The organism is Flavobacterium sp. LK-23 (assembly GCF_058135255.1).
Genome location: NZ_JBYUVT010000007.1, coordinates 136,152 through 150,136, shown reverse-complemented (window position 1 = coordinate 150,136; position 13,985 = coordinate 136,152). Strand labels below are relative to the sequence as shown.

Below are 13,985 nucleotides of genomic sequence, written 5' to 3'. Positions count from 1 at the left end.
ATATTAAAGCGTAAATGACTTTATAACTTAAAAAAAGTAATTATGAAAACTAGAAAATTTTTAGCAGCCGCAATCCTGGCATTAGGATTTGGATTGACATCATTTGCACAAAAAACAGTAATGGTTGGTGGAGCAGCTATGTATCCTAATAAAAATATTATAGAAAATGCGGTAAACTCAAAGGATCATACCACCTTGGTAGCAGCAGTAAAAGCAGCAGGATTAGTTGAAACTTTACAAGGTAAAGGGCCATTTACTGTTTTTGCACCAACAAATGAAGCATTTAGTAAATTGCCCGCTGGAACTGTTGAAACATTATTGAAACCTGAGAATATTAAATCATTACAAACTATATTGACATATCATGTAGTGGCCGGTAGAATGAATAGTTCTGATATTGCAAAAGCAATAAAAGCTGGTAAAGGAAAAGCTTCTTTAAAAACAGTTAGCGGCGGAACTCTAACTACCTGGATGGATGGAAAAGATTTGTACATTAGTGACGAAAGTGGCAATAAAGCTAAAGTTACAATTTCAGATGTAAATCAATCTAATGGTGTCATACATGTAGTGGACGCAGTACTGCTTCCAAAAATGTAGTTTGCTGAGAATAAATTACAATTAAGCCCTGAAATTTCAGGGCTTTTTATATAATTACTATGCGACAAAATAGTAATAGTCAATTGTATTAGAGATTTTGATTACCATTTTATTGCCAGCTCAAAACTTTAAATATAAGGAATTGATATCTTTTTTTTACAAAAGATTAAGGCTGTCTCTTTTTATTTTTGGTAAAATAATACATAAAACTAAATATATTTTTGCTTCAATCCCCAACAGGACATCTAAACCAAAACTATAAAGCCAATGAAAGACAAACATTACATGTAGTAAGCCAATTTCTTCAAATCATCTAAAAATGATGTTGTAATTTGTCCCATCGAGGTCACTCAGCCAGATGGCGCCAATTGAAGACAATTGGCGCCATTTTTTCATTTACACTAATAAATACGGTGGCTTTGAGTCATTTTTGCTTTTATTTTCTTTCTCTAAAATAATAGAAAAATTGCTTCAGCGTGTATATTTAGATGAAAAATAATACAAATAGTTAATTTATCATTCGATAACTTAACAGGATTCGAACCCCCAGAATATTATAGAAATTGACTCTATATAATCTCCAAATTGCTTTCAATTACTATTTAATGACAAATAATGAAATCTGATTTCAAAACGTATTTAAGTATATTATTGCTATATTTGCTTAAGAGCCTGCCAGCGATGCCATTCCGATTAAAAAAGCTGGCCGAACAGTCAAAACCAATATGTCATTTACTCCAGATGTCCAATATACTCAAAAACCATATAGCCAAATTTGCACAGGTATCAGACAATGACTTTGAGCAAATCAAAAAATTCTTCGACATAAAACAAACGTGTAAAAAAGAGAACCTGCTAAAGGAGGGACAGATCTGCCGTCATCATTATTTTGTTTTGGACGGCCTGCTTAGAAAGTTTTATATTAACGAGAAAGGTACCGAACAAACCACGGAATTTGCCATAGAAACATGGTGGCTTACCGATAACTTTGCCTACGAGAACCAGCTCGCGACAGAATTTTATATTCAGGCAGTAGAGAAATCAACATTGCTTTACATCACTTTGGAGAAGCAGCAGAAGCTACTGGAAGAGTTTCCGGTAATGGAGCGCTATTTCCGTTTTGTCTACCAGAGGGCTTATGCAGCCGCACAGAAACGCATCAAATTTCTTTTCTCGTTCTCTAAGGAAGAGTTTTATTTCCAGGCAGTCAGAAACCACCCCGAATTCATCCAGCGTGTTCCCCAATACCTCATCGCTTCCTATCTAGGATTCACGCCCGAATACTTGAGCGAAATACGCAAAAGGCTTCTTTCTTAAACCAGTTTAAGTTTTTTCCTTTCCCTATTATTGAATTTTGCATTGAACAATTTTAAAAGAATAATACAATGCAAAAACGACTTAACATTAAGCAGGCCGCTCCGGATGCACTAAAAGCGATGATAGGACTTGAAAGCTACCTTTCAAAAATTTCCATATCCAAGACAGCCAAAGAACTCATAAAGATACGTGCCTCGCAGATCAACGGCTGTGCCTACTGCATCAACATCCACACTCAGGACGCCGTTAAAAACGGCGAGTCAAACCAGCGCATTTTTCTCTTGAGTGCTTGGAGAGAAGCTGGGGACATTTTTACAGAAGAGGAAAAAGTGGTGCTCGCGGTAACTGAAGAGATAACATTAATTCATGAGAACGGATTAACGGATGAAACCTATACAAAGGCCTTACAGTATTTCAGTGAAAGCCAGATAGCAGATATAATAACGGCCGTCATAACAATCAATCTTTGGAACAGGGTTGTTCTCAGTACCCATCTCCGAATAGGAGAAAGTCTTGCATAACTTGCAAAAAACTAGTTTAATTACGATGCATCCAAAAGTTTAGAATTATAATTAAATTTGAAGACAATAAGCCCGATTTGTTTCGGGCTTATTGCTTTTACGAAAAACTCATTTAAAAGCACCAATTAGGATAGAAATGCTCCAGTGGAACAACAATCAAATAATTCATACAGCCAAAGAAAGACAATCCTGCCTTAACTTAAACAATCTTTTAAAATCCTGCATAAATTTTGTAAATTTATATATCAGTTTAATGCGATGGATCAATTGAGTTTTTACAATTTTTGCATCAATCCTACTCAGGACATCCGAACCAATTTTTTAACGCCAATGAAAGACAGACATTACATATAGAAAGCCAATCTCTTCAAATCATCCAAAAATGATGTTGAAATTTGTCCTGTCCCCGTCACTCTTAAAAAAACGTTAATACCTTGGTATTAGCGTTTTTTTTATGCCTATTCAACACTATTTAATAATCTTTTCCATCCAAAAAAAGAGAGATTTGTTAATTCTGTGAAATTAACTCTATAGGATACAAACCTTCCATAAAGACCTGTAAACATTGATGTAAAAAAGTTTCTAAATTTATATTAACAATAATTTAAGATTATAAAAAATTGAAAAAGAAAGGTATAGAGAAAAAATACAGCTGAAAAGCTCAAAAAATGCTTTACTAGTATGAATAGAATTTTTAATTAAAAAAATGATGATCTTTGCGAACATTTTCAATTGATATGAAGTTCCCTCAGAATCAAAAAAACAAGCTACAGATGAAACTTTTTAAGGATTTTCAATCTTACAATAATTACATTGGATTAGATAAGCCATTGGACAACGACATAGACGTTGGTTATTATGATCCACCAAACATGCTTTTGAAATCAGAAGCTGTAATGGTTGATTTTTACAGAATTTCGATCAAAATAAATTTTAAGAGTAAAATCACACCTGAAGAGAAACCAATTAATGCTGTCTTTTTCAATAGTCCCGAGTTAGTTTTGACAACAGGCTGGGACGTTGAACCAACTTATACTGGAATGTATTTACAGCTTTCCAAAAAAATAATTGAAGAAAACCGCTTTTTATTTAAGACTTATTTAGATTATGGACAACACGAGGCCTTGCAATTAACAGACGAAGAAATAGAAGAAATTAATGCAGTTTTCAAATTGATGATAAAATATTACCAAAGCGATAAAAAGCATTTTGCCATTTTACTTTCTTACGTGAATGTTTTAGTTTCATTAGTGGAAGAATTTTACAAAAGACAGTTTTCAACCGATCCGAAACAATATAATCACATCATATCCGATTTTCAGCAAAGTTTGATTGATTATTACAATCAACCTGTTTCTCAAATTCCAAATGTTCAATATTTTGCCGATAAATTAGGCCTAACCGCTAATTATTTGGGCGATATTGTAAAACATTTTACTCAAAAATCTACACTTGAAACTATTCATGAATTTGTTATAAAAAAAGCAAAAGATCTTTTAGAAGAAAATCCTAAAATGAAAACTGCAGAAGTAGCTTATGAATTAGGCTTTGAATATCCCAATTATTTTTCAAAATTCTTCAAAAAGCAGGTTAATCTCACACCGAAAGAATACCGTTTACAACTTGTTCAAATCAATAAAAAAACGCCATCTTAAGATGGCGTTTTTTGTTATCGGTAATTTGTTTCCTTTTTACTAGTGATCTGTTTCCTTTGATTCTTAATACGAAATCTAAATTTGTATCATTAAAATTTAAGATATGAAAGGCGAAGAAAATTCAAGAAGAAAATTTATTCAACAAACAGCAATTGCTAGTGCAGGTTTACTATTTGCACCAAATTTATTGTCTGCATCAAACACTTCTTCATATTCAAAACAAATCAACAAAAATACGGCAAACAATATGAAAACTAGAAAACTTGGAACTCTGGAAGTTTCAGAAATTGGTCTTGGATGCATGAATATGGTCGGTAATTACAATCCTCCTGCAAATCATCAACAATCTATTAAAACTATACGCACCGCATTTGAAAATGGAGTACGATTTTTTGACACAGCAGAAGTATATGGTCCTTATACAGATGAAAAACTGGTTGGCGAAGCGCTTGAGCCTTTTCGTAAAGAAGTTAAGATTGCCACAAAATTCGGATTCGCAATTGATGGTACTGTTGGATTAGACAGCAGACCAGAAAGAATCAAGAAAGTTGTTGAAGAATCACTTACACGTCTTCGAACCGATCATATTGATTTATATTATCAGCATCGAGTTGATCCTAATGTACCAATAGAAGAAGTTGCCGGTACAATTAAAGAACTTATTCAACAAGGTAAAGTTTTGCATTTTGGACTTTCCGAAGCAAGTGCAAAAACAATTCAGCGCGCACATGCTGTTCAAAAAGTCTCCGCTGTTCAGTCAGAATATTCATTGTGGACACGTAACGTCGAGTTAAATGGAGTCCTTAAAACCTGTGAAGAGCTAGGCATCGGGTTCGTGCCATGGTCTCCTGTAGGTGCTGGTTTTTTGACTGGCAAATACGATACAACTACTAAATTCGATAAAGAATCAGATTTCCGCGCCGGCTTTCCTCGTTTTTCAAAAGAATTTTTACCATTGAACATGGCAATGATAGACTGGCTAAAAGATTATGCCGTAACAAAGAATGCAACACCAGCTCAAATCGCTCTAGCGTGGTTACTGGCTAAAAGCCCGAATATCGTTCCAATCCCTGGCACTCGTACTCAGGAACATTTATTGGAAAACCTTGGTGCATCAAAAATTCATTTAACAAAGGAAGACATTCAAAGTATAGAAACTTGTTTTACAAAATTCCCTGTTTACGGTAACCGTATGGGAGAAGCACATATGAGTTCAATTGACTATACTATTTAATTACAAAATCAAGAAATTATAATAAATATGAAAAAAGTATTATTAATCAATACACATTTAACTTATCAAGGTTGGTCAGAGGGAACATTAAATAATTCTTTTCTTCAAAAAGCTAAAGATTTTTTTACGGCAAAAGGATTAGAAGTATTAGAAACCCAAATAGAAAATGGCTATGACGCAGATAATGAAGTAGAAAAACATCTCCAAGCTGAGATTATCATTTTGCAAACTCCAGTCAATTGGTTTGGTGCGCCATGGATTTATAAAAAATATGTAGATGAAGTTTTTAACAGTGGACTTAACAGCCAAAAATTTCTTTCAGGCGACGGAAGAACGAGAGAAGATTTAACCAAACAATACGGAACAGGTGGAAAAATGCAGGGGAAAAAGTTCATGATTTGCGCTACTTTTAATGCACCCGCAGAAAGTTTTGACAATCCTCTACAGTCTTTAATGCAAGGAAAAGGAACCGAAGATTTATTTTTAAATATTACAAGCAATTATCGTTTTTGTGGCGTAGAAATTTTAAAAGGCTATAACTGTTTTGATATTTTTAAAGATGGAGATATTGCTCAAGATTTAGAAAATTACCCTAAACATTTAGAAAAACTTTTTTAATTAATTACAAATTAAAATCATTAATTATTCCAACAATTTTTGATGTCAAATTTCTAAAAATATTTTTCTATTTTTAAAATATTATTCGATTAACTCCAAAAAGAAATAGTAGCTCAATAAAATTTTACTTGGAAAAAACAACCTTCAGATCGAAAAATATTAGTGCATAATAGATCTTAACATTTAACCTTTACAATACATACAAACCGTTTACAAATAAAAATTTAAAATAATTATTTTACAATTCACTTGAAAGTAAGCCAATTTCTTTAAATCATTCATAAAACCGTTTGCAAATTGTTCATTAGCCGTCACAAAAAAGCCAAAAGGCGCCAATTGAAGACAATTGCCGCCTTTTTTTATTACCTAACCTAATAACTAAAAAACTTACGCTATCTGGCGGGGCTTCCCCTTTCCAATTCCTAACAGAAAATTTAAACCCCGCCTATACAGATATTAATGTAGTCATGATCAGCAGAGTATAATAAATATGCAATTCCCATAACTCAGCAAGGGTCTTCTATTTAATCAATACAATATTGGTTTTAGCATACTGGTTAATTGCAATTTTTACATCATCAAAATTAGGTGCTGAGAATTTTGGTTTAAAATTTTTAGAAAATCCAAATCCTTCTGTCGGGTAACCAATCATATTTTTATCACATTTTCCGTTATTATTCAAGTCTTGATAAACAGCAATGGCATAATCGCCATCTGGTAGGTTTTTGAACGTGTAGACCACTTTATTTTCTGTAGCTTTTACTTTTGCGGTGGCAATCTGTGACTCATTATCAAGAAAGCCTTTCTCTTTATCGTACAATCCGAAAAAAATAGGTCCTTTGCCGGGTTCTACGCCCGATACTTCAACGCTGAAATTATGTTGTGCAAACAATGCCGAATTAACTGTTAAAAGTACTATCAAGCTTATCATTTTAATTTTCATAAGTTATTATTTAGGATTTAAAATAGAACATTTTCTAGCTTCTCTTTCTCTAATTGGTTAAAAAAGTGATTCATTTTTTTTACATTCCCTTTTTTAAACGCTTGGTAGGGTTCTGACTGTGAGAGCAGCCATTTTTTTATAATACTTTTAAAAATGAAGGTGATTTTTTTTTGGAGAGGATGAATTTTCTGGCGGACCATCTCGAAATAATCGTTCAAATTTTGCTGTCGAAAACCCAGAATATTATCTAAATCTTCACCATCTTTTAAAATCCCGCAGTGAAAATTTTTCTCTGCAAACGCCTTTTGTGGAAAATTAGCTTCACCTAAGCCAAATTCAGCAAACATTTTGTCTAGAAAAGATCCATAAGTAATAACACAATCCTCTCCTCCTCCCAAATTGAATATTTGCTTCTCTAGTTTTTTTTGGTTTTCAATTGCTTTAGCAAAAGCTCTACCCGTATCTTTTGGCGTGCAGATTTCCATTGGCGTATCCAGCGGCATGTGAAACATCAATTTGGATATCTTATGATTCCCCATAATGGCGGCCAGACGAAAAATACTCCATGATAATTTGGATTTCCTAATCAAGGACTCACACAATACCTTTGTTTCTCCATACTGATCTCCTGGACTGGGTTGCAAAATATCAGTGATACATATCTGGGGATTCTTCATCCGATCGCCATAAACTGAAATACTGGAACTAAAAATCAAATAACAATCTGGTGAGTTCTTCTCTAAAGCATAAATAAGATTTTCGGTCCCTCTCACATTTACACTGTAAGCCATCTCTGGATCTATATCTGCAAGAGGTGGAATGACCGCTGCCAAATGGATAGCTACATCCTTATTTTGCGCAACTTTTAGCACTTCTTGTCGATTGCTGATATCGCCATACATAATCTCTACACGAGATCGAAAAGGAGCCAGTTTTTTTACAGAATTTTGGGTTTTTAAATCAAAAACCGTTATTTCATAATCCGTATGCTCAACCAGATGCTGCAAGGTTTCAATTCCTACAGTTCCAGATGCCCCAGTAAGCAGTATTTTTTTTCGTGATATCTTATTTTCCATTTTTTTTAATTTATCATTTGTCCTTATTCAATCCGCTTCAATTTGATTAAAAAGCTATATTTGTTATACAATATGTTCTATATTTAACGTTATGTTCCTTTTTGATTACTACGTAAAACTAGTAAGGAAGAATGTATTTACTGTTTCAAAAAAGGATGTTACTGTACATTAGCGAACAAATACTAATGCTTTTGTAGCGTATATAAAATAATTTGTGATGGATTTAAGAAAAGACAGAAGGGTTCAGTATACTAAAAAAATATTGCATGAGGCACTATTTAGTTTATTGAACGAGAAGGAATTGAGCGAAATTACCATAACAGAACTATGTAAAGCAGCCGATGTAAACCGTAATACATTTTATCGGCATTATAATATTCCGCTGGATATACTGCTTGAAATAGAAGATGATGTTTTTGAAAAACTCTCAGCGGTTTTGCGTAAAAGCACCAATATGGATGATGTGATACTGCTCAGCTGCCAGTTATTGGAAAGCGATAAGCAGATGAGTAAAATTGTGTTTACCAAAGCGGATGGAAGCGGAATTCTTTCGCGAATCCTGAGAAGTGTTCGGAATAATTTTCCAGTTGAAAACCAAATAGAACTTACTGCCGAAGTAAAGCCTTTTGCTGAAATGGCATACCAATTTGGAGAAAAAGGAAGTATTGCTGTCATCAAAAATTGGATCGAAAATGATTTCTCCATTCCTGCTGAAAGTATTGCACAAATAATAAGTTATCTGGTAAATAAACTCAATAAATTGTAGTCGTAATTCCAAAATAATTTTTGCTTGTACATAATTTGAAAAAGCAGAACCTTGACGAAATTAAATTCTTGTTTTAGGAAAAAATGTACACAACAGATAAAAAAAGTTTGCCAATTTCAAATAATAAGCCATCGCAGAACTATCCGTACAAATTTTTAATCTCCGACATAACAAAGGTACTTTGGGTACTTCCTATACTTTCTACTGATCCCAATTTATTAAACACAAAATCCTGATAATGCTTCATGTCTTTGGCAGAAACTTTCATTAAAAAATCGTAATCTCCTGAGATATTATAGCATTCCACAACTTCTTCGATTTTCATAATATCACTAACAAATTGATTCCCGATATTACGATCGTGCTGTTTAAGTTTAATATTACAGAAAACTATAAACCCTCTGTTTAATTTTTCTGCATCAAGGAGTGCTATATATTTCTTAATGTAACCGCTGTTCTCTAATCTTTTGATCCGCTCAAAAACAGGTGATGCCGAAAGATTTACCATCTTAGCAAGCTCTTTTACTGTATACTTAGAATTATCGTGTAGTATATTTAATAACTGAAGATCAATATCGTCTATTTGTTCCATAGAATATTTTGGCTTAATTTATTTCTAAAACAGAATGAAATTCTTCAAATATAACCAAAAACAATACAAAAATCTTATTTTTCAGAAATTAAAAACATAACATACTGCAAAGTTTATGTTCAAAGTAAGAAAAATCTAAAGGGCATTATTTTATAGCGGGGAGCATTATCTTTGGTACCCTTTATCGAAAAAAGATAAAGGGTCAAACCATAAATAAAAAATTATACTTCTTTTCGTCGGGCCATACCCTGAGCGATGATGCTGGCAGCAATCAATTGCAAGGCATGATAAAGCATGAGCGGCAGCAATACGATGCCGGTGATGGTACTGTGCTGAAAAAGTACTTTTGACATAACGGTGCCGTGTACTAATGACTTTTTAGACCCGCAGAATAAGACAGTAATACGGTCTTCATATGAAAAGCCAAGCAAGCGGCTGAGTAGTCCGACACAAAAGAATACGGCAAAAAACAACGCCATCATCCCTACAGCGAGTCCGGCAAGTTCAAGAGCGGTGAAGCCCTCAAAAAGATGTTCAGAAAATGACTTGCAAAACGACGTGTAAATAATCGTTAGAATAACTGCCTGATCGAAGTATTTAAGCTGTTTCTTGTATTTTTCGGCAATGGCTCCTAAACGGGAATTGAGGCTTATGCCAATGATGACAGGCAACAAGACCTGAAGAATCAGCTTTATGACGATTTGAGTAACATCAAAATCGCCTGTCGCAGAAGCTATAAATAGCCCAACCCAGAGCGGCGTAACCACTACTCCGATTAAACTGGAAATGCTTGCATTAAAAATGGCTGCGGGAATGTTTCCCTTGGCAATGGAAACCATGACCACGGAAGAGGATACTGTAGATGGCAATGCTGCCAGAAAAAATACACCCAGCCAAAGCAGCTCGAAACCGTTATTGACAAACAACGGGCGAAATGCCAAAACAAGGAGCGGAAAAAATAAAAAGGTGGTCAACTGGACGACAATGTGCATTTTCCAGTTGGAAAGTCCAGCTTTTAGTTTCTCAACACTCAGTCGCATGCCATAAAACAAGAAAATTAAGGAAACGCCAGCATTGGCAATCTCTTCCAGCGAAACAGGTTCTTTGACCATACCTGGCTGTGGCAAAAAATAAGCCATCAGAATCATGGTGGCTATCATTAACAGGAAACCATCGAAACCTGCTTTTTTTAATACTTCTAATAATTTATTCAATGTGTTTTTAAATATTATTTTTCCGTGGAGACACGGACTCCATTATTAATATATTGAGACTAAATCCCAAGTTCTTTGCGTATAATTTCTGCTCCTGCGCTTAAGGCACTTAACTTGCCTCTGGCTACGTCCCGAGATAGCGGGGCCATACCGCAGTTTGTCGAAGGATAAAGATTTTCGGCATCTACAAACTCAAGAGCTTTGCGCAGGGTAGCAGCAACTTCTTCTGGTGTTTCGATAGTGTTGGTAGCCACATCAATAGCACCAACCATTACTTTTTTACCGCGAACAAGTTCCATTAAATCTAAAGGCACATTGGAGTTGTGACATTCTAAAGACACCACATCAATTTTAGATTTTTGAATTTTCGGAAAAATTTCTTCGTATTGTCGCCACTCAGAACCTAATGTCTTTTTCCAATCAGTATTGGCCTGTATTCCATAACCATAGCAAATATGAACCGCAGTTTGACAGTGCAAACCTTCAATGGCCCTTTCTAATGCTGCCATTCCCCAATCGTTTACTTCATCAAAGAACACATTAAATGCAGGTTCATCAAACTGGATAATATCTACACCTGCGTCTTGAAGCTCTCTTGCTTCTTCATTGAGTGCTTTCGCAAATTCCCACGCCAATTTTTCACGGCTTTTATAATGGTCGTCGTATAAGGTATCTACCATTGTAAGCGGGCCTGGCAATGCCCATTTTATAGGTTTATTAGTTTGTTTACGTAAAAATTTAGCATCTTCAACAAAAACTGCTTTTTGACGTGCAACCTCACCTACAACCACTGGAACACTCGCATCATAACGGTTACGGATTTTTACCGTTTTACGATTTTCAAAATCTACACCGCTTAAATGCTCGATAAAAGTCGTTACAAAATGCTGACGTGTCTGCTCGCCGTCACAAATAATATCCAGATCTGCCAATTGTTGTTCCTGCAAAGAAATGCGTAAAGCATCTTGTTTTCCTTCAAGCAGCTGATCGCCTTCTAATTTCCATGGTGACCAAAGTTTTTCGGGTAGTGCAAGCCAGGCAGGTTTGGGTAAACTTCCAACAATAGAGGTAGGCAATAATAATTTCTTCATAATAGTATAATTTTAAGGCGTTGTAATCAATTAAAGGGTAAAATTAGCAGACCATTGTTCCAGGAGATTTTTATAAGGCTTAATGAAATGCTCTTCTGCATATTTACCCTGTTCAACAGCCAGTCGGCTGCGCTCTTCGCGGTCATAATCCACGCGAGTCAGTGAATAATCTTCGTGTTTAAGACTAGGCTGGTAGATTTTTCCAGCCACTGAATTTGCATTGTAAATTTCAGGGCGATATATCTTCTGGAAAGTCTCCATCGTGCTGATTGAACTGATTAGTCCAAGATCAGTATAATCAGCAAGCAGATCTCCGGAATGATAAAAAGCCATCGGCGCCACACTATGCGCAGGCATGAAAAAACGAACTTTTAAGCCCATTTTAGAGAAATATTCATCAGTGAGAGAATACTCATTCTGCAGATACTCAAAACCTAGAACCGGATGCTGATACTCAGTGCGAGTATACATTTTGTTGCTCGATACACTTAGACAAATGATCGGTGACATCTTAAAGTGCTCTTTATAAGTCGCTGAATTCACAAAGCATTTATAAAGTTTTCCGTGTAAATCACCAAAATTTTCAGGAATAGAAAAATTAGATTTATTTTTATTGTGCTCGATCAATAAAATACTAAAATCATAATCACGTACATAAGAAGAATAATTATTTCCAGCAACTCCCTCGATTTGCTGGCCAGTTTTACGGTCAATAATATTTGTTTTTAAAACTTCAATCATCGGTAGATCGTTACTACCATTCTTATCATCAATACTCATCGTTACTGTAAGAATTTCAAGTTCTACATAGTAACGATCTCCTTTTGGATTATCCAAATGAGCCAATGCATTGAATCGATTGTTAATCATATTTAAAGCATTGCGTAAGTTTTGCTGACGATTAGCTCCTCTTGCCAAGTTAGCAAAATTGGTTGTCAGACGCGTTTTACTTGAGGGGTGATAATTTTCATCTAAACAAGTGCTTTTTAGCGTAAACACAAAATCATTTTGGATTGTATTTTGGGCGTTTTCGATATCCTGCTTTTCGTTTCTTAAATCTTCTTGTATGTTCGCTTTCATCTGATGACAAGGTTTAGTATTTTTACCCTGCAAATTTGAAAATAAAAGATTTAATATTTTTAATAATCCAAAAATTCAGATAATTATTCTTTTTTAACACATATTTAAAGATTATTAATCTTTTTGCAAATACAATAACAAGGAAAAACAGATAATTATTCTTTAGAGAACCGGAATATGACCAATTTGAAGCTTCCCATAGCAATTCAAGGCTCGAAAAAGAAAACAATATAATTTATATTTGCTGAAATTTAAGATAGATATAGTAATGAATTTGATAGAAAATCTAAAATGGCGTTACGCTGCCAAAGCTTATTCCAACATTAAAGTAGCAGAAGAAAAGATTGATCAAATCTTAGAGGCTATAAATCTTTCAGCATCTTCTTGTGGTCTGCAATCTTACCGTGTTTTTGTTGTAAGCAATCCAGAAATCCAAAAGAAATTAGGTGCTGATTCATATAATAAACAGATTAGCTCTTGCTCTCATTTACTAGTTTTTGCTGCATTCAATGACATGTCTTCGACTTACATTGACGATTACATGGCAATGACAGAAAAACAAAGGGGTCTTGATGCTGGTGCATTATCAGGATTTAGAAATGGATTGTATTCCTATTTTGGAGCTATTGATACAGAACAAAAAGCTATTTGGGCGTCTAAACAGGCTTATATTGCACTAGGAACTGCACTTATTGCCGCGGCAGAATTGAAAGTAGACGCCACTCCTATTGAAGGATTTAATGCCTCTATTATCGATGAAGTTTTGGGTTTGAAAGAGAAAGGGCTGCATTCAACTGTTATCCTAGCTTTAGGATACCGCGATTCGGAAAAAGACTACACGGCTGCAACAAAAAAAGTTCGTTTGCCTATAGACGAAATGATAACTAAAGTTTACTAATGTTATTAGATTAAAACCACTTAAAAACTCTTATATCCTCATCAAATTTTGATTTAAATAATATCCAAATTATTATATAATTTCAATAAAAACTATCTTACGAATTAAAGAATAAACTAATTTCTTTAAATCATTCATGAAATGATTTGTAAATTGTTCATTGAGGTCACCCTAAGGGAAAAAGATAAAAATTATCTTCTTCCTTTTTTTTTATTTTAACTTCGCGTTAACTTCCTGTTAGCCATATATTCTCCACTTTTGTTTAATGAAGCAAATAAAAAGAAAATAGCTTATTTTATTTTTTCGTTTTCAACAACATATCCAAATTTTTAAGAGTTTAAATTTAATCACTTATCCATAACCTATTAAATTTACATTCGCTG

The 13,985-nt window shown here is 34.3% G+C and carries 14 protein-coding genes; 8 read left to right on the top strand and 6 right to left on the bottom strand.

Annotated elements, in window-relative coordinates:
- The first annotated feature begins 42 nt into the window (after nucleotides 1-42).
- The 6 genes from AC3Y25_RS12930 (at nucleotide 43) to AC3Y25_RS12905 (ending at nucleotide 5,942) form a co-directional block, all read left to right on the top strand.
- Nucleotides 43-597 (top strand): fasciclin domain-containing protein, encoded by a 555-nt coding sequence (locus tag AC3Y25_RS12930; protein ID WP_289660343.1) that lies wholly within the window; start codon nucleotides 43-45, stop codon nucleotides 595-597.
- Between the two features lie 741 nt (nucleotides 598-1,338).
- Nucleotides 1,339-1,914, top strand: coding sequence for a Crp/Fnr family transcriptional regulator (locus AC3Y25_RS12925; protein ID WP_026729722.1), 576 nt, complete (start codon nucleotides 1,339-1,341; stop codon nucleotides 1,912-1,914).
- Nucleotides 1,915-1,982: 68 nt separating this feature from the next.
- Entirely contained in the window at nucleotides 1,983-2,435 is a 453-nt protein-coding gene (locus tag AC3Y25_RS12920; RefSeq protein WP_066034741.1) for a carboxymuconolactone decarboxylase family protein, read from the top strand.
- 773 nt (nucleotides 2,436-3,208) lie between these two features.
- Nucleotides 3,209-4,090, top strand: a complete 882-nt coding sequence (locus tag AC3Y25_RS12915; RefSeq protein ID WP_427873700.1) for a helix-turn-helix domain-containing protein — start codon at nucleotides 3,209-3,211, stop codon at nucleotides 4,088-4,090.
- A 103-nt stretch (nucleotides 4,091-4,193) separates the two neighbouring features.
- A complete protein-coding gene (locus tag AC3Y25_RS12910) occupies nucleotides 4,194-5,324 on the top strand; it encodes an aldo/keto reductase (protein WP_489903030.1) in 1,131 nt (376 codons plus the stop codon).
- A gap of 27 nt (nucleotides 5,325-5,351) precedes the next feature.
- A complete protein-coding gene (locus AC3Y25_RS12905) occupies nucleotides 5,352-5,942 on the top strand; it encodes an NAD(P)H-dependent oxidoreductase (RefSeq protein WP_489903029.1) in 591 nt (196 codons plus the stop codon).
- Nucleotides 5,943-6,462: 520 nt separating this feature from the next.
- Here AC3Y25_RS12905 and AC3Y25_RS12900 read toward each other — a convergent pair.
- Together AC3Y25_RS12900 and AC3Y25_RS12895 are read right to left on the bottom strand one after the other, a co-directional pair.
- The gene (locus AC3Y25_RS12900) at nucleotides 6,463-6,885 is read right to left on the bottom strand and encodes a DUF2141 domain-containing protein (RefSeq protein WP_489903028.1); all 423 of its coding nucleotides are present in this window, start codon (nucleotides 6,883-6,885) and stop codon (nucleotides 6,463-6,465) included.
- A 17-nt stretch (nucleotides 6,886-6,902) separates the two neighbouring features.
- Nucleotides 6,903-7,961 carry an NAD-dependent epimerase/dehydratase family protein gene (locus AC3Y25_RS12895; RefSeq protein ID WP_489903027.1) on the bottom strand — a complete coding sequence of 353 codons (1,059 nt, stop codon included), beginning with the start codon at nucleotides 7,959-7,961 and terminating at the stop codon, nucleotides 6,903-6,905.
- Nucleotides 7,962-8,178: 217 nt separating this feature from the next.
- On the opposite strand from AC3Y25_RS12895, the gene AC3Y25_RS12890 reads away from it, so the two are divergent.
- Complete coding sequence (locus AC3Y25_RS12890) at nucleotides 8,179-8,727, top strand: TetR/AcrR family transcriptional regulator (RefSeq protein WP_489903026.1); 549 nt, start codon at nucleotides 8,179-8,181, stop codon at nucleotides 8,725-8,727.
- A gap of 139 nt (nucleotides 8,728-8,866) precedes the next feature.
- On the opposite strand, the gene AC3Y25_RS12885 is transcribed toward AC3Y25_RS12890, so the two are convergent.
- From AC3Y25_RS12885 to AC3Y25_RS12870, 4 genes are all read right to left on the bottom strand, one after another.
- Nucleotides 8,867-9,319 carry an Lrp/AsnC family transcriptional regulator gene (locus AC3Y25_RS12885; RefSeq protein WP_095929232.1) on the bottom strand — a complete coding sequence of 151 codons (453 nt, stop codon included), beginning with the start codon at nucleotides 9,317-9,319 and terminating at the stop codon, nucleotides 8,867-8,869.
- 221 nt (nucleotides 9,320-9,540) lie between these two features.
- Nucleotides 9,541-10,533 (bottom strand): bile acid:sodium symporter family protein, encoded by a 993-nt coding sequence (locus AC3Y25_RS12880; RefSeq protein ID WP_489903025.1) that lies wholly within the window; start codon nucleotides 10,531-10,533, stop codon nucleotides 9,541-9,543.
- Nucleotides 10,534-10,592: 59 nt separating this feature from the next.
- Nucleotides 10,593-11,624: a methionine synthase gene (locus AC3Y25_RS12875; protein ID WP_489903024.1), complete on the bottom strand. Its 1,032-nt coding sequence runs from the start codon at nucleotides 11,622-11,624 to the stop codon at nucleotides 10,593-10,595.
- 30 nt (nucleotides 11,625-11,654) lie between these two features.
- Nucleotides 11,655-12,704, bottom strand: a complete 1,050-nt coding sequence (locus AC3Y25_RS12870; RefSeq protein ID WP_427873688.1) for a DUF1852 domain-containing protein — start codon at nucleotides 12,702-12,704, stop codon at nucleotides 11,655-11,657.
- A gap of 268 nt (nucleotides 12,705-12,972) precedes the next feature.
- Between AC3Y25_RS12870 and AC3Y25_RS12865 the strand changes: the two genes are divergently transcribed.
- Entirely contained in the window at nucleotides 12,973-13,602 is a 630-nt protein-coding gene (locus tag AC3Y25_RS12865) for a nitroreductase family protein (RefSeq protein ID WP_489903023.1), read from the top strand.
- The last annotated feature ends 383 nt before the right edge of the window (nucleotides 13,603-13,985 follow it).